The organism is Caballeronia sp. PC1 (assembly GCF_021353155.1).
GTDB lineage: Bacteria > Pseudomonadota > Gammaproteobacteria > Burkholderiales > Burkholderiaceae > Caballeronia > Caballeronia cordobensis.
In genome coordinates this window covers 1580513-1605517 of sequence record NZ_JAJUBH010000002.1, presented here as the reverse complement: position 1 = coordinate 1605517, position 25005 = coordinate 1580513, and the positions used below count along the sequence as shown (strand labels likewise).

General features: G+C 63.4%; 25 protein-coding genes. 20 read left to right on the top strand and 5 right to left on the bottom strand.

Annotated elements, in window-relative coordinates:
• The first annotated feature begins 24 nt into the window (after positions 1–24).
• The 3 genes from LY284_RS23385 to LY284_RS23375 all read left to right on the top strand — a co-directional run bounded on the left by LY284_RS23385 (position 25) and on the right by LY284_RS23375 (position 3088).
• The gene (locus LY284_RS23385; protein WP_014251538.1) at positions 25–768 is read left to right on the top strand and encodes an SDR family oxidoreductase; all 744 of its coding nucleotides are present in this window, start codon (positions 25–27) and stop codon (positions 766–768) included.
• Positions 769–807: 39 nt separating this feature from the next.
• Positions 808–1656, top strand: coding sequence for an ureidoglycolate lyase (locus tag LY284_RS23380; RefSeq protein WP_077159005.1), 849 nt, complete (start codon positions 808–810; stop codon positions 1654–1656).
• A 193-nt stretch (positions 1657–1849) separates the two neighbouring features.
• Positions 1850–3088 (top strand): MFS transporter, encoded by a 1239-nt coding sequence (locus tag LY284_RS23375; RefSeq protein WP_053569692.1) that lies wholly within the window; start codon positions 1850–1852, stop codon positions 3086–3088.
• 20 nt (positions 3089–3108) lie between these two features.
• Here the strand turns inward: LY284_RS23375 and LY284_RS23370 are convergent, their stop codons facing one another.
• Positions 3109–3549, bottom strand: a complete 441-nt coding sequence (locus LY284_RS23370; protein WP_045455378.1) for a PaaI family thioesterase — start codon at positions 3547–3549, stop codon at positions 3109–3111.
• A gap of 273 nt (positions 3550–3822) precedes the next feature.
• On the opposite strand from LY284_RS23370, the gene LY284_RS23365 reads away from it, so the two are divergent.
• A complete protein-coding gene (locus tag LY284_RS23365; RefSeq protein ID WP_014251534.1) occupies positions 3823–5364 on the top strand; it encodes a methyl-accepting chemotaxis protein in 1542 nt (513 codons plus the stop codon).
• 12 nt (positions 5365–5376) lie between these two features.
• Here the strand turns inward: LY284_RS23365 and LY284_RS23360 are convergent, their stop codons facing one another.
• Positions 5377–6489, bottom strand: coding sequence for an AGE family epimerase/isomerase (locus LY284_RS23360; RefSeq protein ID WP_233388118.1), 1113 nt, complete (start codon positions 6487–6489; stop codon positions 5377–5379).
• A gap of 137 nt (positions 6490–6626) precedes the next feature.
• On the opposite strand from LY284_RS23360, the gene LY284_RS23355 reads away from it, so the two are divergent.
• The 9 genes from LY284_RS23355 (at position 6627) to LY284_RS23315 (ending at position 14805) form a co-directional block, all read left to right on the top strand.
• Positions 6627–7310, top strand: coding sequence for an MgtC/SapB family protein (locus LY284_RS23355; protein ID WP_041731971.1), 684 nt, complete (start codon positions 6627–6629; stop codon positions 7308–7310).
• A gap of 206 nt (positions 7311–7516) precedes the next feature.
• A complete protein-coding gene (locus LY284_RS23350) occupies positions 7517–8461 on the top strand; it encodes a hypothetical protein (RefSeq protein WP_233388117.1) in 945 nt (314 codons plus the stop codon).
• Between the two features lie 257 nt (positions 8462–8718).
• Positions 8719–8871: a hypothetical protein gene (locus LY284_RS23345; RefSeq protein WP_167351001.1), complete on the top strand. Its 153-nt coding sequence runs from the start codon at positions 8719–8721 to the stop codon at positions 8869–8871.
• Between the two features lie 457 nt (positions 8872–9328).
• Positions 9329–10492 carry a glycine betaine/L-proline ABC transporter ATP-binding protein gene (locus tag LY284_RS23340; RefSeq protein WP_053569690.1) on the top strand — a complete coding sequence of 388 codons (1164 nt, stop codon included), beginning with the start codon at positions 9329–9331 and terminating at the stop codon, positions 10490–10492.
• Entirely contained in the window at positions 10485–11387 is a 903-nt protein-coding gene (gene choW, locus LY284_RS23335) for a choline ABC transporter permease subunit (protein ID WP_014251528.1), read from the top strand. The genes LY284_RS23340 and choW overlap by 8 nt, the downstream gene beginning before the upstream one ends.
• 13 nt (positions 11388–11400) lie before the next feature.
• The gene (locus LY284_RS23330; RefSeq protein WP_014251527.1) at positions 11401–12393 is read left to right on the top strand and encodes a GlxA family transcriptional regulator; all 993 of its coding nucleotides are present in this window, start codon (positions 11401–11403) and stop codon (positions 12391–12393) included.
• A gap of 94 nt (positions 12394–12487) precedes the next feature.
• Complete coding sequence (locus tag LY284_RS23325; RefSeq protein WP_233388116.1) at positions 12488–13435, top strand: choline ABC transporter substrate-binding protein; 948 nt, start codon at positions 12488–12490, stop codon at positions 13433–13435.
• Positions 13436–13516: 81 nt separating this feature from the next.
• On the top strand, positions 13517–14005 hold the full coding sequence (locus LY284_RS23320) for a hypothetical protein (protein WP_233388115.1): 489 nt from the start codon (positions 13517–13519) through the stop codon (positions 14003–14005).
• Positions 14006–14121: 116 nt separating this feature from the next.
• The gene (locus LY284_RS23315) at positions 14122–14805 is read left to right on the top strand and encodes a DUF2145 domain-containing protein (RefSeq protein WP_233388114.1); all 684 of its coding nucleotides are present in this window, start codon (positions 14122–14124) and stop codon (positions 14803–14805) included.
• Between the two features lie 70 nt (positions 14806–14875).
• On the opposite strand, the gene LY284_RS23310 is transcribed toward LY284_RS23315, so the two are convergent.
• The 3 genes from LY284_RS23310 to LY284_RS23300 form a co-directional block, all read right to left on the bottom strand.
• Positions 14876–15643, bottom strand: coding sequence for a class II aldolase/adducin family protein (locus tag LY284_RS23310; protein ID WP_014251525.1), 768 nt, complete (start codon positions 15641–15643; stop codon positions 14876–14878).
• 51 nt (positions 15644–15694) lie between these two features.
• Complete coding sequence (locus LY284_RS23305) at positions 15695–16786, bottom strand: GlxA family transcriptional regulator (protein ID WP_045455916.1); 1092 nt, start codon at positions 16784–16786, stop codon at positions 15695–15697.
• A gap of 136 nt (positions 16787–16922) precedes the next feature.
• Positions 16923–17237, bottom strand: a complete 315-nt coding sequence (locus LY284_RS23300; RefSeq protein WP_014251523.1) for a hypothetical protein — start codon at positions 17235–17237, stop codon at positions 16923–16925.
• Positions 17238–17600: 363 nt separating this feature from the next.
• Here LY284_RS23300 and LY284_RS23295 point away from each other — a divergent pair, with 363 nt between their 5' ends.
• Genes LY284_RS23295 through LY284_RS23265 form a run of 7 tightly spaced genes read left to right on the top strand, consistent with a single transcriptional unit; the run spans position 17601 to position 24952 of the window.
• A complete protein-coding gene (locus LY284_RS23295; RefSeq protein ID WP_233388113.1) occupies positions 17601–18995 on the top strand; it encodes an L-serine ammonia-lyase in 1395 nt (464 codons plus the stop codon).
• Positions 18996–19038: 43 nt separating this feature from the next.
• Complete coding sequence (locus LY284_RS23290) at positions 19039–20283, top strand: sarcosine oxidase subunit beta family protein (RefSeq protein ID WP_014251521.1); 1245 nt, start codon at positions 19039–19041, stop codon at positions 20281–20283.
• A 24-nt stretch (positions 20284–20307) separates the two neighbouring features.
• Positions 20308–20607: a sarcosine oxidase subunit delta gene (locus LY284_RS23285; protein ID WP_014251520.1), complete on the top strand. Its 300-nt coding sequence runs from the start codon at positions 20308–20310 to the stop codon at positions 20605–20607.
• The gene (locus LY284_RS23280) at positions 20604–23606 is read left to right on the top strand and encodes a sarcosine oxidase subunit alpha family protein (protein WP_233388112.1); all 3003 of its coding nucleotides are present in this window, start codon (positions 20604–20606) and stop codon (positions 23604–23606) included. Before LY284_RS23285 ends, LY284_RS23280 begins: the two co-directional genes overlap by 4 nt.
• Complete coding sequence (locus tag LY284_RS23275) at positions 23596–24258, top strand: sarcosine oxidase subunit gamma (RefSeq protein ID WP_233388111.1); 663 nt, start codon at positions 23596–23598, stop codon at positions 24256–24258. Before LY284_RS23280 ends, LY284_RS23275 begins: the two co-directional genes overlap by 11 nt.
• The gene (locus LY284_RS23270; RefSeq protein WP_233388110.1) at positions 24255–24692 is read left to right on the top strand and encodes a dihydroneopterin aldolase; all 438 of its coding nucleotides are present in this window, start codon (positions 24255–24257) and stop codon (positions 24690–24692) included. The genes LY284_RS23275 and LY284_RS23270 overlap by 4 nt, the downstream gene beginning before the upstream one ends.
• Positions 24689–24952: a hypothetical protein gene (locus tag LY284_RS23265; protein ID WP_233388109.1), complete on the top strand. Its 264-nt coding sequence runs from the start codon at positions 24689–24691 to the stop codon at positions 24950–24952. The genes LY284_RS23270 and LY284_RS23265 overlap by 4 nt, the downstream gene beginning before the upstream one ends.
• Positions 24953–25005 lie beyond the last annotated feature (53 nt).

Genomic DNA, 25005 nt, shown 5'->3' with positions numbered 1-25005 from the left:
AAACACATTCGACTGGAGCAGTAGATGGTACAAAGACTGGCAGGCAAGACGGCGCTCATCACGGCGGCGGGACAAGGCATCGGCCTCGCGACGGCCGAGCTTTTCGCGAAAGAGGGCGCGCGCGTCATCGCAACCGACATTCGCACGGAATCGCTCGAAGGCAAGCCGTTCGAAGTGAAGCGGCTCGACGTGCGCGACGCGCAGGCGATCAATGCGCTCGCCGACGAAATCGGCCCGATCGACGTGCTGTTCAACTGCGCGGGCTTTGTGCACGCCGGCTCGATTCTCGAGGCGAGCGAGGAAGACTGGGATTTCGCCTTCGACCTGAACGCAAAGGCGATGTACCGGACGATCCGCGCATTCTTGCCGAAAATGCTGGAGAAGGGCGGCGGCTCGATCATCAACATGTCGTCGGCGGCGTCGAGCGTGAAGGGCGTGGCGAACCGCTTCGTGTATGGCGCGTCGAAGGCGGCCGTGATCGGTCTCACCAAGTCCGTCGCCGCCGATTTCGTCACGCGCGGCGTGCGCTGCAACGCGATCTGTCCCGGCACGGTGGAATCGCCGTCGCTCAAGGACCGCATCGCCGAGCAGGCGAAAGCGCAGGGCGCGAGCGTCGAGCAGATTCAGGCCGCGTTCGTCGCGCGTCAGCCGATGGGCCGCGTCGGCCGTGCCGAAGAAATCGCCGCGCTGGCGCTTTATCTTGGCTCGGACGAATCGTCGTTCACGACGGGCCAGATTCATATAATCGATGGCGGCTGGTCCAACTGACCGATCGCTCAATCTTTTCGAAACAGGAGATCAAACCAGATGAAGCTGCTTCGTTACGGCCCCAAGGGTCAGGAAAAACCGGGTCTGCTCGACGCCGAGGGCCAGATTCGCGACCTGTCGAAGGTCGTGGATGACATCGCCGGCGCGACGCTGACCGAAGCGGGCCTGGCGAAACTGCGCGGTGTGGATGTCGCGACGCTGCCCGTGGTCGATGGCAATCCGCGCATCGGGCCGTGTGTGGGGCGCGTCGGCAAGATGGTGTGCATCGGGCTGAACTACGCGGACCACGCGGCGGAATCGAATCTGCCCGTGCCGACCGAGCCGGTCATCTTCAACAAATGGACGAGCGCGATCTGCGGCCCGAACGACAATGTCGAAATTCCGCGCAACTCGGTCAAGACCGACTGGGAAGTCGAACTGGGCGTGGTGATCGGCAAAGAAGCCAAGTACATCGATGAAGCCAACGCGCTCGATTACGTCGCGGGCTATTGCGTGATCAACGACGTTTCCGAGCGCGAGTGGCAGCTCGAACACGGCACGCAATGGGACAAGGGCAAGGGCTTCGACACGTTCGGCCCGATCGGTCCCTGGCTCGTCACGAAGGACGAAATCGCCGATCCGCAGAAGCTCGATCTGTGGCTCGAAGTCGACGGCAAGCGCTATCAGAATGGCAACACGAAGACCATGGTCTTCACGGTCGCGCAACTGGTCGCGTATCTGTCGAAGGTGATGAGCCTGCAGCCGGGCGATGTCATTTCGACGGGCACGCCGCCGGGCGTCGGCATGGGCGTGAAGCCGAACGCCGTCTACCTGAAAGCGGGACAGACGGTGCGCCTCGGCATTCAGGGCCTCGGCGAGCAGCAACAGAAGACCGTCGCGGCGCAATAAACCGCGTCATTTCTGCTTCAAAGGCCCGCCGCTGCACAAGCGCGCGGGCTTCTCTAGCTCTCCAGCGTTCAGCGCGAAAACTGAACCGCATCACATTGTTCGGCCACACCGGCAACTCTGTTCAAGTCGCGGCGCTTTTTCCGAAGCGCAACGCGGCCTAGAGTGTCAGGCCTGAATCCAGCATCAATTCATCATGCATATCGATACACCAGCAACGCCAGCGTCGTCGGCGGGCATGTCAACGTCCGTGCGTCAGTGGCTTTCGGTCATTGCGGTGGCGGTGAGCGCGTTCGCGTTCGTGACAGCCGAGTTCCTGCCCGTTGGATTGCTGCCGCAAATCGCGCACGACCTCGACGTGTCGAATGGCGTCGCGGGCCTCATGGTCACGATTCCGGGCGTCATGGCCGCGATCTTCGCGCCGACGCTCATCGTCAGCGCCGGGCGCATGGACCGCCGATACGTCTTCCTGATGCTGACCGCGGTGCTGCTGATCGCGAACATCGTGTGCGCGATCGCGACGAACCTTCCGGTCATGCTCGTCGGACGCGCCTTGCTCGGCGCCGCGCTGGGCGGCTTCTGGACGCTCGCCACCGCGGCCGCGCCGCGACTCGTGCAGGCCAGGGACGCGGCCAAGGCGACCGCCACCATCCTCACCGGCGTGACCTTCGCCACCGTCATCGGCGTGCCGCTCGGGACGTTTATCGCGTCGTTCGCATCATGGCGCGCGTCGTTCGCGGCCACGGCGGGGCTGGTCGCGGTGGCGTTCGTCGCACAGGTGCTACTCGTGCCGTCGCTGCCGTCGGCATCGGCGTTGCGCCTGGCCAGTTTCAGGACGCTGCTCGGCCGGTCTCATACGCGCCTGAGCCTGCTGATGGTCGCGCTCGTCTTCGGCGCGCATTTCTCGACGTACACCTACATCGCACCGCTGCTCGAACAGGACTTTTCGCTGAGCGCGATCACCTTCCTGCTCTTCGGGTTCGGCCTCATAGGCTTCTTCTCCAACGCGCTGATGTCGATGATCGTCTCGGACCATCTCAAGAAATCCGTCGCCGCGATGGTCCTGTTGCTGCTCGCGGCCCTGTCGTCGATGCTGCTGCTCGAACATTCGGGCATCGGCGAAACGGCCGGGATGCTGCTGTGGGGCGTCGCGTTCGGCGCGCTGCCGCTATGCTTCAGCGTCTGGATTCAGCGCGGGACGGCGGATGCGCCGGAAGCCGGCTCCGCCATGTTCGTGAGCATCATTCAGGTGGCGATCGCCGCCGGCTCGGCGGTGGGCGGCACGATCGTCGATCGCGCGGGCGTGCGCGCGGACTTCATGCTCGGACTCGCGCTCGCCCTGCTGGGCCTCGTGACATTGCAACGGCTCGCGGCCCTGGAGCGCGCCGTCAAGGTACGTTCATTCGACCGGACCTGCGACGCGTCGATCGAATGACGCATCGGCCGTGATGGCGCTCAGGCGTGATAAACCGGCTCCGCGGCAGCGCTGTCGACGATCCGCGTGATCGTGCCCTGCGCGACCGCGACGAGCCGCTCGGCGCCGCCGTCGGTGACGAATACATCGCACTGACAGGTGGCCTGCGTGAGGCCCGCATGGACGACGCGCGCCCGCGCCATCAGCGTGCCGGAGACGGCCGGGCGCAGATAGTTGATCTTGTATTCTCCGGTGACGACCTTCGGCCCGAGCCGCAGCGCGCCCGCGAAAGTCAGCGCGTTGTCCACGAGATAGCTCACCACCCCGCCGTGCACGAAACCGTGTTGCTGCCTCAGCTCGTCCCTGATCGGCAGGCACAGCGTGAGGCTCGCTGAATCGACCTGCATCAGTTTGGTTCCAAGCAAGGCGCTGAACGGTTGCGCATTCAGCGCACCGCGCGCGATATCGACGATTTCGGCCATTCGGACACTCCTTGGGTGGGTTCGGTGCCGTCCTGCAAAGACAATAGGAAGCGTTCGCGCCCACTGCAAGGAAGTCACGCAAAAATTGTGCAATGGAGCGTTTCGAGCGGCATGCGCGCCTTCCGGCGACGCTTCGCCGGGACCGCGCATTCCCCGCATTCGCGTAGACAAGTCATTGCGGCAAACGATTCAAGCTTTCCGGCCTCATTGCCGTAAACCCGCACTGTCCCCGCATCGCGCGGGCCTCAATTTCGGAAAGTGTGGGTGTTTGTGATGTTCGGAAAGATCAAGGTTTCATCCGGTTTGCTGGCCGTTCTGGTGGTGTTTTGTCTCTTTCAGCTCGTGACCGAAGGGCTCGGGTTCTGGTCGCTCTCGCGCACGCACGACGATGTCGGCAGTCTTTCCGACATCGCGCTCAAGCAGGTGAACGCGGTCAACAAGACCACTCAGCATCTGATGGACGCGCGCATCAACCTCTCCCGCGCGGGCACGCGCATGGTGCGCGGCGGCACGGAGCCGACGGAAATCGTTCAGCACGCGCGTGAGGAGATCGCGGCGGCGGACAAGTCGTTCACCGCGTTCCTGAACGCGCCGAAGACCGGCGACGAGAACGTGGCGCGCATGACCGCGCTGAAGGCGAAATACGCCGAGTATTCGAAGGCGCTGTCGGAGCTCGTCCAGTATCTCGACGCGGGCAATATTCAGGCGTTTCTGGACCAGCCGACGCAAGGCTTCCAGGACCGCTATCTCGCCGAGCAGCAGAAGTTCGTCGATTTCGGCGATGAAGCCGGCCGCGGCTATCTGTCGTCGATCGATACGCGTTACGCGTGGTTCCGCGCCGTGGGCATCGTGATTTTCGTGGCGCTCGTCGCGGGCGTCGCGCTTACGCACGTCGCGCTGCGCCGTGGCGTGATCGCGCCGCTGGAGGAAGCGGGCCGTCATTTCGAGCGCATCGCGAAGGGGCGTCTCGACGAGCGCATCGAGGATCGCGGCACGAACGAGATCGGCCGTCTGTTCGCGGGACTCGCGACGATGCAGGCGAGCGTCGCGGGCACCGTGAAGACCGTGCGCGAGACGTCGGATTCGATCAACTTCGGCGCCGACGAAATCGCGAGCGGCAACGCCGATCTTTCCGCGCGCACGGAGAATCAGGCGGCGTCTCTCGAAGAAACCGCATCGAGCATGGAAGAGCTGACCGCAACGGTGCGTCAGAACGCCGAGCACGCCCGCGAGGCGAACACGCTCGCGGGCCAGGCGCTCGACGCGACCTCGCGCGGCTCCAGCGTGGTTGATGACGTCGTCGAGAAGATGCGCGGCATCGCGGCGAGCTCGGACAAGATCGCGGAAATCATTTCTGTCATCGACGGTATCGCGTTCCAGACCAACATTCTGGCGCTGAACGCGGCGGTCGAGGCGGCGCGCGCGGGCGAGCAAGGGCGCGGCTTCGCGGTCGTGGCGGGCGAAGTGCGCGGGCTCGCGCAACGCTCGGCGCAATCGGCGAAGGAAATCAAGGAGCTGATCGGCGAATCGGTCGCGCAGGTCAGCGACGGCTCCGTGCTCGTCGAGCGCGCGGGCGCGGCGATGCGCGATGTGTCGGCGTCGATCTCGCGCGTCACGCAGATGATGGCGGAAATCAGCGCGTCGTCGCTGGAGCAGAGCGTGGGCATCGAGCAGGTGAATCAGGCCGTCACGCAGATGGACGAGATGACGCAGCAGAACGCGGCGCTCGTCGAAGAGGCCGCGGCGGCCGCGTCGTCGCTGCACGAACAGACGCGGCAACTGAAGGCGGCGGTTTCGGTGTTTCAGCTCGCCTGAGCGCGTTCCCGCTTAGGCAGGCAACGCCGCGTACGACGTCGCGAGGTGATACGGCGTCGTCGACGGCATTTCGGCGCGGGTGATCTCGCCCTGCGCCGAGCGGCATTCGACCCAGCCGGTTGCATGCAGGAAGCGCGCGCGAAAGCGCTCGATCTGCTCGCCGACGGGGTCGCCGCGCGTGGCCAGCGCACGCAGATATTCCGTCTGCGCCCAGATGCGCTCCGTGCCGTCGATCACGCGGCCGGCTTCGTCGAGCGCGGCGCACACGCCGCCGGTTTTCGCGTCCACGCCGTGCCGTTGCGCGAAATCGAAGGCGCGCGCGAGCTTTTCGTTGAGGCCCGCCGCTTCGAACGCGGCGTGACCACTGCCCTGCGCCAGAAAATACCACTCGAACTGATGGCCCGGCTCCAGCCGGTTGCCCGGCGCGCCCATCGGCAATTCGGCGATCGCGCCGCTCGGCTGATGCACGAACGCATCCGCGACGGATCGCGCGAGCTGCGCGAGACGCTTGTCGTAGGCGGGGTCGCCGGTCGCCTCGCGCGCGGCGAGCCACGCTTCCGCGAGATGCATCAGCGGATTTTGCAGCGGCGTTTCGAGCGTCGCGCCGAAGTCCTCGGCGAGCGCGGCGTTCAGGAGATCGCCGCCGCTCGAAAAGCGCGCCTCGACGAGCCGCGAGGTCTCATCGAGCAGCGCGAGCGCGTCGGCCGAGCCGCTCTTTTTCGCGTAATGCGCGCACGCGAACACCACGAACGCATGCGTGTAGAGATCCTTCTGGCGTTCGAGCGGCGCGCCGCTCGCATCCACGCTATAGAACCATCCCCCGTTTTTTCTGTCCTGAAAATAGTGCCGCAGCGATTCGAAGAGCGTTGCGGCATGGGCGAGGTCGCCAGCTTCGGAGAACACGAACAGTTGCCGCGCGCAGGCCATGGCGCGATACCGCTTCGGCGGTAACGGTGCATGATCGGCGGGCGCGACGGCTTCGTACGCCAGCCCGAGCGACGCGTTGAACCCCGGACCGCGCCAGACGGGCAGCACGACGTTTGCATAATGGGCGCGCAACTGCGCGGCGGAATCCGGGCTCGTCGATTGCATCGGCGATGAAGCGGTGAGTGGTTGATCCTGCATACGAAGACTCTGATTGGGTCCGAAAAGCGCATGGCCGTGCCAGGGTCACGCAACAGGAAAGAATAGCAAAACCGGCCCGGCGCGCGCCGCGTTTTCAGGTGCGGCAACGGGCTTTTCAAACGAGGAGGGCGCACAACATGTTGGGAAATGTGGAACTCGTTTCGCGGCTCGTGATGGCCGCGGCGCTCGGCAGCGTCATCGGCTTCGAGCGCGAGCGGCTCGCGTGGGCGGCGGGGCTGCGCACGCACATGCTCGTGTGCGTCGGCTCGGCGCTTTTCATGATCGTGTCAGCGTTCGGTTTCGCGGATGCGCTGACGGCCGATCACGTCGTGCTCGATCCGTCGCGGGTCGCGGCGCAGGTGGTGTCGGGCATCGGCTTTCTCGGCGCAGGATCGATTCTGTTGCGCGGCGAGATCGTGCGCGGCCTGACGACGGCCGCGAGCCTGTGGTCCGTCGCGGCGATCGGGTTGGCGGTCGGCGGCGGGCTGTACACGGCGTCGATCGCGGCGACGGCGATCATTCTCGTCATCCTCGCGGGGATCAAGCCGCTCGAACGCCGCTTCATCAACGTGAAGCAGCGCCGCCAGCTGACGATGCTCGTCGATCGCGGCTCGCTCAGCTTTCACGCGCTGCATGAGGCGCTCGGGCCCGGCAGCGTGCGCGTGAAGCAGTTCATCGTGCAGCAGAGCGACGATTCGGCCGATCTGGACGAGGTGCGCGTGGAGTTGTCGCGCGCATCGGCGCTCGAATATCAGGCGATCCGCGAGCGTTTGCGGCAACTCGACGTGGTGCGCGAGTTTCGCGAGGAAGACGTGAGCTGAATTTGCCTCGCGATGGCTGGATTGCCCGTGCAGCCGTGCGACAATGCCGCCTCTCGAAAATATCCGCTGAAACGCCGGCGTGCCTCGCGCGCCGGCCGTGGAAGCTGCCGTCTTGCGACCTTATGCCAGATTCCGCAGTAAAAAGAGATCCTGACACGCTTCGAGCCGAATCCGCCGCCCAAACCCGCCGTCGACGCGCGCAAGCCATGCAGGCCGGCGCCGACGCCGAGAAGAAGCTCGCCCGCGCCGCGCGCTCGGCGCAGCGTCTCGCGCAACTGAGCGAAGGCGCGCGCGGCGGCGAAACGCTCGACCTGTTCGCGGAAGACGCGGAGCGCGCGCAACTCCAGGCGCTGAATACCGATATCCGTCAGGGCACGTTCGAGGGATTCGAATTGCCGGACGTGTTTCTCGCGGCGGTGCAGTCGAGTTGCGGCACGCCGCCCGCGGGCGTCAATGCGGCTGAATCCGCGGCCGCGAAACGCGCGGCGCGGGGCACGGCGGCATCGCCCCCGGAACAGGGCTTGTTTCAGGACGAATCGCCCGAAATCGACGCATCGCAGCCGGATCAGCGCGAGTCCGCGGACAAGACCGGCGCGATCGCCGCTGCCGCGCCGCGCTCGGCGAGCATCAGCACGTCCATCGCGCCGGAAAGCGCGGCGCGCGCGCTGATCGCGCAGGATCGCGGCGAGCCGAGCGTGCGTCCGGCGCGCGGCGAAGCCGAGCCGTTCGCGAAATCGAGCGCGCCCGAACTCGACCGCGCCCGCGCCACCGCGTTCGCGGACACCATCGACGCGCTCCACGCCGTGATGGCCGAGCAGCGCACGTCCGCCACGGCCCACGCGCGCCGCATGAAGACGATGCTGACGATCATTGTCTGCGTGATGCTCGTCACGGTGGCGACCGGCATCGCGCAAACGGCGGTGTTGCTGCGCATGAGTCACGACGCCAAGCTGCAGCAGGATCGCACGGAGCAATTGATGCTCAACCAGCAGGCGACGCTCGCCTCGCTGTTCGATACCGATTCGGCGACCTTCAGCCTGCGCCCGCCATCCGACGCGCCGCGCAACGCCGGCGATGCCTCGCCGGCGCAGGCCGCGCCGCAAACGCACACGCGTCACGCACACCATCGCGCCAGTTCCGCGGCGCACTGATCCCGCCCTTATGTCACATTCTTGCGACACACCGCAGTGCGGCGGCGTGCCGCACGTGCGTTCCATTTGACGGTGGAAGGCCGCCGTTCGGGCGTTTGCGTCCCGTCCCTGTATTCAGATTCGAGCAAGGACCGGTCGCTAGGTAGAAAAACTACAGGAAAATTTCTTAGAAATGCTGCATTGCACTAGAAATCGGGCAGGGCTATCCCTATAATTCTAACTAAGGGAAAACCCTCAATCGTCAAACGGAGTCAGTCATGAGCTACCTCTTCGCCCTGCTGCAAAAATTTGCTTCGCTGTTCGAATCGCCGCACCTTCCGATGGACAAGGACTACTCGTATCAAGCGCGTTTCCGTGAATCGGAGCGTCAGCGCAAGTCGCGCGGCACCGCTTTCGGCATCCGCCTGTAATGCGCGGCTAATGGCGGCGCGGGAAACACAACACCAGCAACACACGACGGCCAACGCCGTACGACCCGCCCGCCGCTTCATCGCTGTCATGTAGTTTTTCTAGCAGTTTTCAGCCGTCCCGGCGTCTTTGCCGGCGCATCTTTTCTCCGCGCATGCCCGCGCGCGACGCAGTTTCCCTTCCTTTCGTCTTTCTGACGGCGCTTAAAAGACTGTTTGCATCGCAAAAACGCGCCTCGACTTGTCTTCCGGCGACACGCCGAAATCTCCGCGTCATTGCCCTTCGACAGCCGCAAAGCCTTATCCAGCATGGCTTTCGCCGCACATGCGGAAAGCGGCCTATATTCAAGTGTCGTATTTCCACATGTGGTTGTCGCAAATAGTCGGCTGATGCGACTTTTTTCTAGCAACTATGTATGCACAGCGCGGACGCACGTCCGCCCTCGCCAGGAGATATTCGATGAATTCCCCCAAGGTAGTAGTCGAAGGACTGTGCAAAGTATTCGGCAACAGTCCCAAGCAGGCGCTCGACATGCTGGCCGGCGGCGCGACGAAGGAAGAAGTCTTCAAGCGCACCGGACAGATTGTTGGCGTCCATAACGTCTCCTTCGACGTCAAGGAAGGCGAGATTTTCGTGCTCATGGGCCTGTCAGGCTCGGGCAAATCCACGCTGATCCGGCTCATCAACCGTCTGGTCGAGCCGACCGCCGGAAAAGTGCTGATCGATGGCCGCGATGTGGCCGCCGTCAAGCGCTCGGAACTCACGGAGCTGCGCCGCAAGGACATGAGCATGGTGTTTCAGTCCTTCGCGCTGATGCCGCAGCGCACCGTCATCTCCAACGCCGCGTTCGGCCTGGAAGTCGCGGGCGTCGGCAAGAAGGAGCGCGAAGCCCGCGCGATGACCGTGCTCGAACAAGTCGGTCTCGCGCCGTTCGCGCAGAAACTGCCGTCGCAGCTATCGGGCGGCATGCAGCAGCGCGTGGGCCTTGCTCGCGCGCTCGCCGTCAATCCTTCGCTGATGATCATGGACGAAGCGTTTTCCGCGCTCGATCCGCTCAAGCGCAAGGAAATGCAGAACGTTCTGCTCGATCTGCAACGCGAGCAGCGCCGCACGATTCTTTTCGTGTCGCACGATCTCGAAGAAGCGATGCGCATCGGCACGCGCATCGCGATCATGGAAGGCGGGCGCGTGGTGCAGATCGGCACGCCGCAGGAAATCATCACGAATCCCGCCGATGACTACGTGGAGGCCTTCTTCGAAGGCATCGACACGAGCCGCTATCTCACCGCCGGCGATCTGATGCAGACTGACGAAGTGCCGCTCATCCGGCACAACATCCAGATCGACGCGTCGAGCGTGGCGCAAACCCTGAACGGCAGCGCCGACTATGCGTTCGTGCTGGATGCGCAGCGCCGTATCCGCGGCTTCGTCGGGCGCGAGAGCGCCAATGTTCAGCATATCGATTGCATCGAGCGGCACATGGCGTTGGACGACGTCGTGAACCGCGTGGTCGCGAGCCCCGCGCCGCTGCCCGTCGTCGAGGCGGACGGCTCGTACTGCGGGTCGATCAACAAGACCAATGTCCTGAAGGTCCTTACGCACCATCGAGGTTCCCATGTCTGAAATCATTCCGCTTGGCAGTTGGGTGGACCACGGCGTCCACTATCTCCTCGATCACGACGCGAAGACGTTCGATTCCATCGGCAAGGTCATCGAGACATTCGCCGCCGCGGTCGAGCACGGCCTGCAGGCCGTTCCGATGTGGGCGCTCATCGCGATCTTCGTCGGCATTGGTTTATGGCGCGTGGGCTGGCGCTTCGCCACCTTCGTGCTTGCCGCGCTATTGCTGATCTACGCGACGAACTTCTGGGATCAGATGGTCATTACGCTGGGCCTCACGTTGTCGTCCACGTTCATCAGCCTGTTGCTCGGCATTCCGCTCGGCATCTGGACCTCGAAGAGCAAGTATGTCGAAATGGCCGTGCGCCCCGTGCTCGACCTGATGCAGACGATGCCCGCCTTCGTTTACCTGATTCCGGCCGCGATGCTGTTCGGCCTGGGCCGCGTGCCGGGGATTCTCGCGACCGTCATCTTCGCGATGCCGCCCGCCGTGCGTCTCACCGCACTCGGCATCAAGCAGGTGAACCGCGAGATCGTGGAAGCGGGACAGGCATTCGGCTGCACGCCGTTCCAGTTGCTCTACAAGGTGCAGATTCCGAACGCACTGCCTTCGATCATGACCGGCGTGAACCAGACGATCATGATGGCGCTGTCGATGGTCATCATCGCATCGATGGTGGGCGCGGGCGGTCTCGGCAACGACGTGCTCGCCTCGATTCAGCGTCTGGATATCGGCCTGGGCTTCGAAAGCGGCTTGTCGGTGGTGTTGCTGGCGATCATTCTCGACCGCATCACCGAGAGCTTCGGCCGTTCCCCCGGCATGGCGCGCGCCCCGCTGTTCGCGGGTCTCAAGAGCGTGATGAAAGTGCGCCGCGCACCGGCGACGCAACAAGGCTAAACGAGGTCCATGCATGAAGCGCGACGCGATCGTCCCAGCGGGTACCGAATCACCGTTGTCCAATCTCGCGCACTTCGGCTTCCTCACGCTGCCGAACTTTTCGATGATCGCGTTCACGAGCGCGGTCGAGGTGCTGCGCATGGCCAATTACATCGGCCGCACGCAGCACTATCGATGGTCGATCATCACGCCGGATGGGGAGCCTGCGCGCGCAAGCAACGGCATCACCGTGAAGCCGACGGTGACGCTCGACGAAGCCGGCATGCCGGACGTGCTGATCGTTTGCGCGGGCTGGCATGTCGCGGATTATGTCGATGATAAGGTTATCGAACTATTGCAGCGCGCGCACGAAGCGGGCATTCCGCTCGGCGGCATTTGCACGGGACCGTATGCGCTGCTTGCGGCGAAGCTGCTCGACGGTTATCGCTGCACGCTGCACTGGGAAGACATGTCGCCGGTCAACAAGCGCTTTCCGCATGTGCGGTTCGCGGACGAGCTCTTCGTGATCGATCGCGATCGCATGACGTGCACAGGCGGCACCGCGCCGCTCGACCTGATGCTCAATCTCGTCGGCATGCGGCTCGGGCAGGCGCATGCGGCGCAGGTGTCGGAGCAGTTCATCGTCGAGCGGATTCGCGGATCGACGGATTACCAGCACATTCCCGTCGATGCGCGCGTGGGATTCTCGCGCGCCGAGCTCGTCGAAGTCGTGCGGCTGATGGAAGCGAACATCGAAGAGCCTTTATCGCTCGAAGAACTCGCGCGGCTCGTGCATCTGTCGCAGCGTCACTTGCAACGCATGTTCAAGATGTTCCTCAACGTGTCGCCGACGCATTACTACCTGACGCTGCGTCTGCGCCGCGCGCGCGAACTGCTGCGCAACACGGACGCGTCGATCGCGCGCGTGACGAGCATTTGCGGGTTTCATTCGCCTTGTCATTTCAGCAAGGCGTATCGCGCGCAGTTCGGCCATGCGCCGAGCGTCGAGCGGCGATTGTCGGCCTGACGCTTTTCTTTTTATATCTTCGGTCCGCGCGGCTTTTTATCGAAGCCTCGCGCGCGGGCCGGGTCGTGCCTTTAAAAAACTCGGAGAGAGAACGATGAAGCGCTTGTGGATTGCGTCGATAGCTTCGCTGGCAACGGCAATGTTGACAGGCGCGTACGCCGCCGAGCCGGCCGCGTGCAGGAACGTGCGCTTCGCCGATGTCGGCTGGACGGATATCGCGGCGACGACCGGCCTTGCATCGACGGTTCTGCAGGGCCTCGGCTACAACCCGACCAAGACGATCGCTTCGGTGCCGATCACTTTCGCGGGTGTGAAGAGCAAGCAGATCGACGTGTTCCTCGGCTACTGGTCGCCGACCATGGACCCGATGATCGATTCGTTCAAGAAGGCGAATCAGGTCAAGATTCTGGCGACGCCGAATCTGACCGGCGCGAAGTACACGCTCGCGGTGCCGGACTACGCGTATCAGGCGGGCATCAAGAACTTCAGCGATATCGCGAAGAACTACGACAAGCTCGACGGCAAGATCTACGGCATCGAGCCGGGCAACGACGGCAATGCGCTCATCAAGAAGATGATCGACGGCAACATGTACGGGCTCGGCAAGTTCAAGCTCGTGGAGTCGAGCGAGGCGGGCATGCTCGTCGAAGTGAATCGCGCGATTCGCGAGAAGAAGCCGATCGTGTTCCTCGGCTGGGAGCCGCATCCGATGAACGTGCAGATGAAGATCGATTATCTGGCGGGCGGCGATGACGTCTTCGGGCCGAACTACGGCGAAGCGAAGGTGCTGACCGTCACGCCGACCGATTACGACACGCGTTGCCCGAATGTCGCGAAGCTCGTGTCGAACCTGCAGTTCACGACGGATATCGAGAACCACGTGATGCTGCCGATCATGAACAAGACCGACGCGAACAAGGCCGCGCGGGCGTGGCTGAAGGCGAATCCGGCGGTGCTGGACAAGTGGCTCGCGGGCGTGAAGACGTTCGACGGGAAGGAGGGGTTGCCGGCGGTGAAGGCGTATGTGGCCGCAGGGAATTGAGGCATAGAAAATCAGTAACATCCGATTGTCGATCGAATCGTGAATCGCGCAAAGTCGGCGCCTTTCACGAAGGAGTCGACAATGAAAAAGAAGACCGTGGCGTTCGTTCTGGCCGTCTCGCTTGCTTCCGGTGTGAGCTTTGCGCAAAGCAACAGTACCCCGTCGGAGCAAATTTCCTACGGGGCGGTGTCCATCCTTTCCGCTCCCGTTCTGAGCGTGGGCGCAAGTGCAAAGGGAGAGAATGCGGTCGATGTGGCTGCGTCGGTCGCTGCAATGGGCAGCGCTCTGATCGTCACCGGCATCGCCGAAGGCAGCAAAGACACAGTCGAGTTGATCGCCAAGGCCGCGAGCGGCGCGGGCAAAATATCCGTGAAGGTTGCGCGAAGCACGCTTCAAGGTTTCGGCTTATCCGTCGGGACGACATTGAATGTCGTGGCGCAATCGACCGGTACGGCGCTCGTCGCATCCGGCAAAGTGCTGGCGTTCATTCCGAACGCCGCCGGCGAATCGCTGCTGCATCATTCCCGCGTCGCCGGCGCAAGTCCGGTTTCGCAGGAGGCCCACGAGTGATCGGACGCGGCTTGATTCGAACGGTGTGCGTGACGCTGGCAGTCTGCGCAAGCCATGCATTCGCGGGACAGGGATGTAGCGAACGTCCTCTCACGCCTGAGACGCTGCAAAAAGCGATGAGCACGGCGCAACGCGTCACGGGCGAACTCGAAACGAAGGGCGTTCAGATGGCCATAGTCGGACGTGTCGGTCAGGATTTGAGCAAATATGGCCTGCATTACAGCCATGTTGGTTTCATCTATCGTGAACGTTCGGGACAACCTTGGCGAATTGCGCATTTGCTGAACGACTGTGGAAGCAATCGTTCGGATCTCTGGTACGAGGGCGTCGGCAACTTCTTTCTGGATGATCTTTTCGCCTACGATGCGCTCGTTCTCGTGCCACCGCCCGATATATCGGCGCGCCTGCTGAGTCGGATGTCGGACGCGAAGGCGCTTCGCTCGCTTCACGATCCGGACTATAGCCTCGTTGCTTATCCGTTCTCGACGCGGTACGAAAACTCCAATACCTGGATACTGGAAAGCATCGCAGCGACGACGGCTAAGGATGCGGTCATTCACGACCGAAGCGAGGCGCAGGCGTGGTTGAAGATGGCCGGCTATCGCCCTTCGGAACTGGAGATTGGCGCGCTGACCCGGCTTGGCGGACGAGCATTCAAAGCCAATATCGCCTTCGACGATCATCCGAACGAACTGCGATATAGCGGTCACATTCGGACCGTTACCGTCGATTCGATCAAGCGTTTCGTGATGTCGCGTCCGGATGGCTGGCAGGCTTTCGAAATCAAGGCGCAGCCGTAGTCATCGAGCCGAATCGCCACTGCGACCGCCGTTCATGCGGACGCGGTGGCGATTCAAAGCTAGCCGTTACTCAACTCCGATAATCCGTCCTCGCGCCCCCCTCGATCATCCTCAACGCCGCGTCCCACTGCAGCGCCATGATCCCATCGGACTCATCCCTCCGATACTGCTCCGCCGTCAGTTCGCAAACCTTCTGCGAAGGCAGATTCAATTCCGCATTGCCCGCGAGCGCCCGGATCTGAATCTCGCACGCCCTTTCCAGAAAATACATTTCCTGAAACGCCTCGGGAATCGACTTACCGCATGTCAGCAACCCGTGATTTTTCAAAATCATCGCGTTATGCGGCCCGAGATCGTTGACGAGCCGATCCCGCTCCGCGAGATCCAGCGCGATGCCTTCATAATCGTGATAAGCGATATGCCCGTAATACTTCAGCGCGTGCTGGCTGATGGGCAACAAGCCTTGTTTCTGCGCCGACACCGCCGCGCCCGCCGCCGTATGCGTATGCACGACGCACAGCACATCGGGACGCGCCATGTGGATCGCGGAATGAATCGTGAAGCCCGCCGGATTCACGCGATACCGCTCGGGATCGTCGCTCGCACGCGCCTCGACGGGACGCCCTTCCTGATCGATGCGCACGAGGTCCGAGGCGCGCATCTCATCGAACAGCACGCCATATCGATTGATCAGAAAGTGATGATCTTCTCCCGGCACACGCGCGCTGATATGCGTGAAGATCATGTCGGTCCAGCGGAAGTGTCCGATCACGCGATAAAGCGCCGCGAGATCGCAGCGCACCTGCCATTCTTCCTGCGAATACCCGTGAGTCTCCATGCCGTTCCTCCTTGGTGTGTCGAGCCGCGGAAAACGTGAAGCGGATAAAGCCTAGATTGCCTGGGCGCGGCCCGGAAAAACTTCGTCGTAGTCCATTGCGTGCGTGGCTTCCTGCGCGTCCTGCGTCCCGCCGCCCTGCTCGCGATACATCATCGGCGGCACGCCGAATTGCTTGCGGAACTCGCGGCCGAGATGCGATGCGTCCGAAAAGCCGCAGCTCGACGCAATATCCGCGACGGTCTTGTCCGAGCTCGTCAGAAGCCATGCGGCCGTGCGCAGCCGCACCTGCTTCGCGTAGGCCTGCGGCGCCTTGCCCGTCTCCGCCTTGAAGAGCCGTTCGAGCTGACGCGTCGAAAGATCGAGCTTGTGCGCGAGTTCATCCAGCGAGAGCGAACGCCCGACGTGCTGCTCCATCAGCAGGATCGCACGTTTCACTTTGGGATGCGTGGCGGGCGCGAGGCCCGGCGGATGCGGCTGCGGCGCGTTGCCCTTCTGCATATCATCGACGAGGAGAATGCGCAGCGCCTTTTGCACCGTCGCCGTTTCGAAGTGACGAAGCAGAATGGCGGCGGCGACATCGATCGAGGCGCGCCCGCCCGAGCACGTAATGCGCCTTCTGTCGATCACGAAGAGACGATCGGCGACGAGCGCCTGCTCGTCCGCATGCGGAAAGCGCTCGACGAAATCCCAGTAATGAAACCAGCTCACGCAGATGCGATGCCCTTCGAGCACGCCCGCGCGCATCAGCGAGAACACGCCCGTGCACATGCCGACGAGCGTCGCATTCGTCGCGGCGGCGCGCCGGATGAACTGAAGCGTGGCCTCGCTCGTGGCGGGACCGGAATGCAGCAGGCCGCCAACCACGACGACATAGTCGAACGGCTCGGCCTGATCGTAGGTTTCCCACGGCGTGATCTGAATGCCGCAACTCGCGCGCACGGGCGCGAGCGTCTCGCCGATCACGCTCCACGAGCAGCGCACCGGGCGGCTGAAATCGCCTTCGTCGGCGGACAGGCGCAACAGGTCGACGAAACCGGAGAACGCGGTCAGCGTGAAGTTCGGCAACAGGATGATGCCGAAGCGAATGCGCGATTTCGACTGGCCGTCGATGGACGACGGCGGAAGGGGCTCTGCGGGGCTCATGCGGGCGACATGCGGCTAGACGTTATCCAGCGAGCATAACACTCGGCTGCGGGCCGCGGGCGCGTCTCGGAAACGACGCGGCCGGCGTCGAGTGACGCCGGCCGCATGAATCGCAAAAGGAAGAAGGAAGCGGCGCTCAGCCGCCGAGCACGGCGAAGCCCCATGCGAAGACGCCGCCGATCAGCGCGCCCGTCGCGCGGCCGAGCACGCTCGCGATCGTGTAATCGCCCCAGCGCTGCTCGATTTCCGCCTTCAACACGCCGAAGTAGCGCAGCACGGGATCGATGGAGCAGAGCAACACGAGCGCGCCCCAGACGGGGGCCTCGCGCGTGAGCACGTGCTCGGGCGAAAGCAGGCCGATTGCCTGGAGCGTGCCGACGACCACCGCGCCGACGAGGAAAGCGAGAACCCAGGATTTGAAGAACTGGTCGGGGAGTGCGTGAGTTTCCATCGAATGCGAACCGGAAGAAGCGGGGAAGGTAGGTAGGAAAGCGTGAGCGCGGGCTCAGTCGAATACCTAGGGAATATACCGATGCACGCTGTCCCGGCGCTTCGGACCAGTCTCAAAACGAGGGAAAGTGCAACGAAGATGCGCAAAAAGGCGCGAATCGCGAAAGGGTCTGTTACGCGCGTCGCACCGGCTGCCGGGAATCACCGGGAAAACGCCGCCCACGAAGCGCTGACGCCGCTATCCCATTTCGACGGCGTTTTTGTTCTATCGGGTCTTTATAGGGTTTGGTGCAATAGGCGCCATAGAGAAACCCCGCGAAACCACGGCCGCGCATCGCGCAACGCCACACCCAGGGACACGCCAATGAACGTCAGCGTCTTCGATCTGTTCAAGATCGGCATCGGACCGTCGAGCTCGCATACCGTCGGACCGATGATTGCGGCGTGCCGGTTCGCGTCGCATATCGAGGACGCCAATCTGCTCGCCTTCGTCACCCGCGTGCGCGCGGAGCTGTTCGGCTCGCTCGGTGCGACTGGGAAGGGCCACGGCACCGACAAGGCCGTGCTGCTCGGCCTCGAAGGCAATCTGCCCGACCTCATCGATCCGGACATCATCGCGCCGCGCCTGAAGGAAATCCGCGCAAGCAAGCGCCTGAATCTGCTCGGCAAGCATGAAGTGGCGTTCGAAGAGCGCGAGCATATCGGCTTCTATCGCAAGCTGATGCCGGGCGCGCCGGGTTCGAGCATCGTGCATCCCAACGGCATGCGCTTTCAGGCGTTCGACGAGAACGGCCAGTTGCTCGTCGAGAAAGAGTATTACTCGATCGGCGGCGGCTTCGTCGTGAATCGCGAGGGTGATCGCGTCAATGGCTTGCGCGCCGGCAGCACGGTGCCGTATCCGTTTCGCACCGGCGACGATCTCATGCGCATCTGCAAGGAGACGGGTCTGTCTATCGCCGAAGTGACGATGCAGAACGAATGCGCGAATCGCACGGAACAGGAAGTGCGCGAGGGCATGCTCGCCGTGTGGCGCGTGATGGCCGCGTGCGTCGAGCGCGGCTGCAAGGAGCGCGGCGAGTTGCCGGGCCCGATGCGCGTGAAGCGCCGCGCGGCCGACTTGTCCATCCAGTTGCGCACGCGTTCCGAAGAGTCGCTGCGCGATCCCCTGTCGATGCTCGACTGGGTCAATCTCTACGCGATGGCCGTGAACGAAGAAAACGCAGCGGGCGGCCGCGTCGTCACCGCGCCGACCAATGGCGCGGCCGGCGTGATTCCCGCGGTGCTGCACTACTACGTCAAGTTCATGCACGGCGCGAACGACGAAGGCATCGTGCGCTTCCTTCTGACCGCGGCCGCCATCGGCATCATCTACAAGGAAACCGCGTCGATCTCGGGCGCCGAAGTCGGCTGCCAGGGCGAAGTGGGCGTCGCGTGCTCGATGGCCGCCGCCGCGCTCGCCGCCGTCATGGGCGGCACGCCCGAACAAGTGGAAAACGCCGCGGAAATCGGCATGGAGCACAACCTCGGCATGACGTGCGATCCCGTCGGCGGACTCGTGCAGATTCCGTGCATCGAGCGCAACGCGATGGGCTCGATCAAGGCGATCAACGCGGCGCGCATGGCGATGAAGGGCGACGGCAAGCATTACGTGTCGCTCGATTCGGTCATCAAGACGATGCGCGAAACCGGCGCCGACATGAAAACGAAATACAAGGAGACGTCGCGCGGTGGCCTCGCCGTGAACGTCATCGAATGCTGAATCGATTGCAAGCACAAACCCCGCACGAAGGAAGAGATACACCATGAGCCGCTATTCCATCTTCAGCCTGCTGCGCAACGGCATGTCGTATCACGAGAACTGGGAGCGCCAGTGGCGAAGTCCCGAGCCGAAGCGCGAGTACGACGTGGTGATCGTCGGCGGCGGCGGTCATGGTCTCGCGACGGCCTACTATCTTGCGAAAGAGCATGGCATCACGAACGTCGCGATTCTCGAGAAGGGGTGGATCGGCGGCGGCAACACCGCGCGCAACACGACCATCGTGCGCTCGAACTATCTGTGGGATGAATCGGCCGCGCTGTACGAGAAAGCGATGAAGCTGTGGGAAGGCCTCTCGCAAGACCTCAACTACAACGTGATGTTCTCGCAACGCGGCGTGATGAACCTCGCGCACAATCTGCAGGACGTGCGCGATACGGAACGCCGCGTGAACGCGAACCGCCTCAATGGCGTCGATGCCGAGTTCCTCACGCCGCAGCAGATCAAGGAAATCGAGCCGACGATCAACCTCAACAGCCGTTATCCGGTGCTGGGCGCGTCGATTCAGCGTCGCGGCGGCGTGGCGCGTCACGATGCGGTGGCCTGGGGCTTCGCGCGCGGCGCGGACCGCGCGGGCGTGGACATCATTCAGAACTGCCAGGTCGTCGGCATTCGCCGCGATGGCAATCAGGTGACGGGCGTCGATACGACCAAGGGTTTCATCAAGGCGAAGAAGGTCGCGGTCGTCACGGCCGGCAGCACGACCACGCTCGCCGACATGGCCGGTGTGCGTCTGCCGATCGAAAGTCATCCGCTTCAGGCGCTCGTGTCCGAGCCGATCAAGCCGGTCGTGAACACGGTGATCATGTCGAACGCGGTGCACGCGTACATCAGCCAGTCCGACAAGGGCGATCTGGTGATCGGCGCGGGCGTCGACCAGTACGCGGGTTATGGGCAGCGCGGCAGCTTCCATATCATCGAAGGCACGCTGGAAGCCATCGTCGAGATGTTCCCGGTGTTCTCGCGCGTGCGCATGAACCGTCAGTGGGGCGGCATCGTCGATGTTTCGCCGGACGCATGCCCGATCATCTCGAAGACCGACGTCAAGGGCCTTTACTTCAACTGCGGCTGGGGCACGGGCGGCTTCAAGGCGACGCCGGGCTCGGGCTTCGCGTATGCCCACACCATCGCACGAGACGAGCCGCATGCACTGAATGCGCCGTTCTCGCTGGATCGTTTCTATACCGGTCATCTGATCGACGAACACGGCGCGGCTGCCGTGGCTCACTAAAGCTAACCGCACAAGGAAAGAAACATGTTGCTGATCGAATGCCCCTGGTGCGGGCCGCGCGCCGAAACCGAATTTTCCTGCGGCGGCGAAGCGGATATCGCGCGCCCGCTCGACACCGAAAAGCTCTCCGATAAGGAATGGGGCGATTACCTCTTCATGCGCAAGAATCCGCGCGGCGTGCATCGCGAGCAATGGAACCACGCGCAAGGCTGCCGCCGCTGGTTCAAGGTGCAGCGCGATACGGTGAGTTATGAGATTCAGGGCTACGAGACGTTCGACCGTCCGCTGGCTGTGATGCAAGACAACGGAGGCACGTCGAAATGAGCCAGAAAGATCGCATGAGCGCGGGCGGACGCATCAACCGCGCGATTCCCGTGACCTTCACCTTCAACGGCAAGACGTATCAGGGCTTCGAAGGCGATACGCTCGCTTCGGCCCTGCTTGCCAACGGCGAGCGTTTCGTTGCGCGTAGCTGGAAGTATCACCGTCCGCGCGGCATCATCACCGCGGGCGTCGAAGAACCGAATGCAGTGGTGCAGCTCGAAACCGGCGCGTACACCGTGCCGAACGCGCGCGCGACCGAAGTCGAGCTCTATCAGGGGCTCGTCGCGACGAGCGTGAACGCGAAGCCGAGCATCGAGAAAGATCGCATGGCGGTCAACCAGAAGATCGCGCGCTTCATTCCCGCGGGCTTCTACTACAAGACGTTCATGTGGCCGCGCAAGCTCTGGCCGAAGTACGAAGAAGTGATTCGCGACGCGGCGGGTCTCGGCGAAGCGCCGAAGCAACTCGATGCCGACCGCTATGACAAATGCTTCGCGCATTGCGACGTGCTCGTGGTCGGCGGCGGACCTTCGGGTCTCGCGGCTGCGCATGCCGCGGGCCTGTCCGGCGCGCGTGTGATTCTCGTCGACGATCAGCGCGAACTCGGCGGCTCGCTCTTGTCGTGCCGCGCCGAAATCGATGGCAAGCCCGCGCTGCAATGGGTGCAGAAGATCGAAGCCGAACTGCGCAAGATGCCCGACGTGAAGGTACTTTCGCGCAGCACGGCGTTCGGCTATCAGGATCACAACCTCGTCACGATCACGCAACGTCTGACGGAACATCTGCCCGTCTCGCGCCGTCAGGGCACGCGTGAACTGATGTGGAAAGTGCGTGCGAAGCGCGTGATTCTCGCGACCGGCGCGCATGAGCGTCCGATCGTCTTCGGCAATAACGATCTGCCGGGCATCATGCTGGCGTCGGCGGTGTCGACGTATCTGCATCGCTACGCGGTGCTGCCGGGCCGCAACGCGGTCGTCTTCACGAACAACGACGACGCGTATCAATGCGCGCTCGATCTCAAGGCCGCGGGCGCCGATGTGACGGTTGTCGATCCGCGTCCCGCCGAATCGAAGGGCACGTTGCCCGCGGCCGCGCGCCGCTATGGCGTGCGCGTGCTGAACAACGCGGTCATCACCGTCGCGCATGGCAAGTATCGCGTGGCGTCGGTCGAAGTGGCCTCGTATGCGAAAGGCCAGGTCGGCCAGAAACAGACCGACCTGCAATGCGATCTCGTCGCGATGTCGGGCGGCTGGAGCCCGGTGCTGCATCTGTTCGCGCAATCGGGCGGCAAGGCGCACTGGCACGACGAAAAGGCGTGCTTCGTTCCCGGCAAGGCGTTGCAGAAGGAGAGCAGCGTCGGTGCATGCGCGGGCGAGTTCTCGCTCTCGCGCGGCATCCGCTTCGGCGTCGATGCGGGTGCGGATGCGGCGCGCGCGGCGGGTCATATCGTCGCGAAGCCGAATGCCGTGCAGGTCGCCGAGATCGTTGAAGCGCCGATGATGCCGCTGTGGATCGTCGGCAACAAGGAACTGTCGACTCGTGGTCCCAAGCAATTCGTCGACTATCAAAACGACGTGTCCGCCGCCGACATTTATCTTGCCGCGCGCGAAGGCTTCGAATCCGTCGAGCACGTCAAGCGTTATACGGCGATGGGCTTCGGCACCGACCAGGGCAAGCTCGGCAACATCAACGGCATGGCGATTCTCGCGGGCGCGCTCGGCAAGACGATTCCCGAAACCGGCACGACGACCTTCCGCCCGAACTACACGCCCGTGACTTTCGGCACGTTCGCGGGCCGCGAGCTGGGCGAGTTCCTCGACCCGGTGCGCAAGACCGCTATCCACGAATGGCACGTCGAAAACGGCGCGATGTTCGAGGACGTCGGCAACTGGAAGCGTCCGTGGTACTACCCGAAGAACGGCGAAGACCTGCACGCGGCGATTGCGCGCGAGTCGCTCGCGGTGCGTCAGAGCGTCGGCATTCTGGACGCATCGACGCTCGGCAAGATCGACATTCAAGGCCCGGATTCCGCGAAGCTGCTCAACTGGATGTACACGAATCCGTGGAGCAAGCTCGAAGTGGGCAAGTGCCGCTATGGCCTGATGCTCGACGAAAACGGCATGATCTTCGACGACGGCGTGACGGTGCGTCTCGGCGAACAGCACTACATGATGACGACGACCACCGGCGGCGCGGCGCGCGTGCTGACGTGGCTCGAACGCTGGCTGCAAACCGAATGGCCCGACATGCGCGTGCGTCTCGCATCCGTGACGGACCACTGGGCGACGTTCGCGGTCGTCGGCCCGAACAGCCGCAAGGTGCTGCAGAAGGTGTGTCACGACATCGACTTCGCGAATGCGGCGTTCCCGTTCATGAGCTATCGCGACGGCACGGTGGCGGGCGCGGCGGCGCGCGTGATGCGCATCAGCTTCTCGGGCGAGCTTGCCTATGAAGTGAACGTGCCGGCGAACGTCGGACGCGCGGTGTGGGAAGCGCTGATGCTTGCCGGCGCGGAATTCGACATCACGCCGTACGGCACCGAAACGATGCACGTGCTGCGCGCGGAGAAGGGCTACATCATCGTCGGCCAGGATACGGATGGCTCGATGACGCCTTACGACCTCGGCATGGGCGGGCTCGTGGCGAAGTCCAAAGACTTCCTCGGCAAGCGTTCGCTCACGCGTTCGGATACGGCGAAGCAGGGACGCAAGCAGTTCGTCGGCCTGCTCACCGACGACCCCACGATCGTGCTGCCCGAAGGCGCGCAGATCGTATCGGGTCCGTTCCAGGGCGACACCGCGCCGATGCTTGGTCACGTCACGTCGAGTTATTACAGCCCCATTTTGAAGCGCTCGATCGCGCTCGCCGTCGTGAAGGGCGGTCTCGACAAGATGGGCGAATCGGTTCTGATCCCGCTTGCGAACGGCAAGCGCATCACCGCGAAAATCACCAGTTCGGTGTTCTACGACAGCGAAGGAGCACGTCAGCATGTTGAATGAAGTCAAGGCATCCGCGACGGTCGTCGACCGTGCCATCAGCGGACAAGGCCTCAGCGGCACGTGGCAGGAAAGCCCGCTCGTAGGCGCCGATGCGCTCATGAAGTCGCATCAGAGCGGCTCGCCGAAAGCGTTTCGCCTGACGGAGCGCCCGTTCCTCGAACTCGTGAACGTGCGCGGCGATACGCGCGATGCGGCCTTCGTGAAAGCGGTGCAGAACGTGATCGGCTGTGTGCCGCCCGAGAAGGCGAACACCGTCGCGCGCGGCAACGGCTACACGATGCTGTGGCTCGGCCCCGACGAATGGCTCGTGCATTCGGACGCGGCCCACGACGCGGCCCGTCCCGCGCCGCTCGAAGCGAAACTGCGCGATGCTTTCGCCGGCCAGTTCTCGGCGGCGGTGGATATCGGCAGCGGCTATACGGTGCTCGAAATCGATGGCCCGAAGACGCGTGAAGTGCTGTCGCGCGGCTGCCCGCTCGACCTTCATCCGAAGGTCTTCGGTCTTGGCCAGTGTGCGCAGAGCCACTTCTTCAAGGCATCGATCACGTTGACGCCGCTCGGTGGCGATCGCTGTGAAATCATCGTGCGCCGCAGCTTCGCCGATTACTTCGTGAAGATCATGCTCGACGCCGCCGAGCCGCTGCTTTCATGAAGCCGTTCGAGCCGCTCGACATAGGCGGGAAAGGCTGGCGCATCGTCGTCGATGAGTTGATCGTGAAGACGAGCGTCGGCCTGTACGAGCACGAGCATGTCGCGCCGCAGCCTGTCTGCATCGACGCCAGTCTGCGGTATCGCGAGATGCCGCAGGAATCGAGCGATGGCCTGATCGATTACGAAGCGTGGTGCAATCGCGTGAGCGCGTTTCTCGAAACGAAGCCGCACACGCGCCTGCTCGAAACGCTCGCGGTCGAGATTGCCGCGCTGTCATTCGATGAATGGCCCGCGCTCGATGCGCTCACGCTCTCGCTGCACAAGCCGAAGATCCGCGAGGGCACGAAGCGGCTCGGGCTCGAGCTCGACTGGCGGCGCGCGGACTACGTTGCATGGCGCATGCAGGCGGACGCGCTTCACGCTGCGGCGCGATGAATCCGTCACGCGACATCGCCGCGCAGTGGTCGGAGCGCGCATGCAAGGAGCACGATGCGTACGCGGCGCTCGCGTTGCTCGACCGCAGTATCGCGCTGAAGCATCGGCGCATCGCGTTGATTCGCTATCTGCATGCGCAGTATCTCGGTGCGCCGCTCGAAGCGCGGCATCACGATTATGTGAAGGCCATCGCCGCACGGCTCAGCATGGAAGCGTTGATGCAAATCGCCGCGACCGCGCGCGCCCGCTTCGATGCATGACGCGTGTGCGACATTCGATGACGCAATTCCTCTGGTACGGCGAATTATGTTGG

What these genes read in the sequence shown, in the direction of transcription:
- LY284_RS23315 (WP_233388114.1), top strand. Translation starts at nt 14,122, where the DNA reads ATGAGCACGGCGCAACGCGTCACGGGCGAACTCGAAACGAAGGGCGTT.
- LY284_RS23330 (WP_014251527.1), top strand. Translation starts at nt 11,401, where the DNA reads ATGAAGCGCGACGCGATCGTCCCAGCGGGTACCGAATCACCGTTGTCC.
- LY284_RS23285 (WP_014251520.1), top strand. Translation starts at nt 20,308, where the DNA reads ATGTTGCTGATCGAATGCCCCTGGTGCGGGCCGCGCGCCGAAACCGAA.
- LY284_RS23345 (WP_167351001.1), top strand. Translation starts at nt 8,719, where the DNA reads ATGAGCTACCTCTTCGCCCTGCTGCAAAAATTTGCTTCGCTGTTCGAA.
- LY284_RS23325 (WP_233388116.1), top strand. Translation starts at nt 12,488, where the DNA reads ATGAAGCGCTTGTGGATTGCGTCGATAGCTTCGCTGGCAACGGCAATG.
- LY284_RS23280 (WP_233388112.1), top strand. Translation starts at nt 20,604, where the DNA reads ATGAGCCAGAAAGATCGCATGAGCGCGGGCGGACGCATCAACCGCGCG.
- LY284_RS23360 (WP_233388118.1), bottom strand. Translation starts at nt 6,489, where the DNA reads ATGCAGGATCAACCACTCACCGCTTCATCGCCGATGCAATCGACGAGC.
- LY284_RS23290 (WP_014251521.1), top strand. Translation starts at nt 19,039, where the DNA reads ATGAGCCGCTATTCCATCTTCAGCCTGCTGCGCAACGGCATGTCGTAT.
- LY284_RS23365 (WP_014251534.1), top strand. Translation starts at nt 3,823, where the DNA reads ATGTTCGGAAAGATCAAGGTTTCATCCGGTTTGCTGGCCGTTCTGGTG.
- LY284_RS23275 (WP_233388111.1), top strand. Translation starts at nt 23,596, where the DNA reads ATGTTGAATGAAGTCAAGGCATCCGCGACGGTCGTCGACCGTGCCATC.
- LY284_RS23350 (WP_233388117.1), top strand. Translation starts at nt 7,517, where the DNA reads ATGCAGGCCGGCGCCGACGCCGAGAAGAAGCTCGCCCGCGCCGCGCGC.
- LY284_RS23375 (WP_053569692.1), top strand. Translation starts at nt 1,850, where the DNA reads ATGCATATCGATACACCAGCAACGCCAGCGTCGTCGGCGGGCATGTCA.
- LY284_RS23380 (WP_077159005.1), top strand. Translation starts at nt 808, where the DNA reads ATGAAGCTGCTTCGTTACGGCCCCAAGGGTCAGGAAAAACCGGGTCTG.
- LY284_RS23265 (WP_233388109.1), top strand. Translation starts at nt 24,689, where the DNA reads ATGAATCCGTCACGCGACATCGCCGCGCAGTGGTCGGAGCGCGCATGC.
- LY284_RS23340 (WP_053569690.1), top strand. Translation starts at nt 9,329, where the DNA reads ATGAATTCCCCCAAGGTAGTAGTCGAAGGACTGTGCAAAGTATTCGGC.
- LY284_RS23295 (WP_233388113.1), top strand. Translation starts at nt 17,601, where the DNA reads ATGAACGTCAGCGTCTTCGATCTGTTCAAGATCGGCATCGGACCGTCG.
- LY284_RS23305 (WP_045455916.1), bottom strand. Translation starts at nt 16,786, where the DNA reads ATGAGCCCCGCAGAGCCCCTTCCGCCGTCGTCCATCGACGGCCAGTCG.
- LY284_RS23385 (WP_014251538.1), top strand. Translation starts at nt 25, where the DNA reads ATGGTACAAAGACTGGCAGGCAAGACGGCGCTCATCACGGCGGCGGGA.
- LY284_RS23310 (WP_014251525.1), bottom strand. Translation starts at nt 15,643, where the DNA reads ATGGAGACTCACGGGTATTCGCAGGAAGAATGGCAGGTGCGCTGCGAT.
- LY284_RS23270 (WP_233388110.1), top strand. Translation starts at nt 24,255, where the DNA reads ATGAAGCCGTTCGAGCCGCTCGACATAGGCGGGAAAGGCTGGCGCATC.
- LY284_RS23355 (WP_041731971.1), top strand. Translation starts at nt 6,627, where the DNA reads ATGTTGGGAAATGTGGAACTCGTTTCGCGGCTCGTGATGGCCGCGGCG.
- LY284_RS23320 (WP_233388115.1), top strand. Translation starts at nt 13,517, where the DNA reads ATGAAAAAGAAGACCGTGGCGTTCGTTCTGGCCGTCTCGCTTGCTTCC.
- choW (WP_014251528.1), top strand. Translation starts at nt 10,485, where the DNA reads ATGTCTGAAATCATTCCGCTTGGCAGTTGGGTGGACCACGGCGTCCAC.
- LY284_RS23370 (WP_045455378.1), bottom strand. Translation starts at nt 3,549, where the DNA reads ATGGCCGAAATCGTCGATATCGCGCGCGGTGCGCTGAATGCGCAACCG.
- LY284_RS23300 (WP_014251523.1), bottom strand. Translation starts at nt 17,237, where the DNA reads ATGGAAACTCACGCACTCCCCGACCAGTTCTTCAAATCCTGGGTTCTC.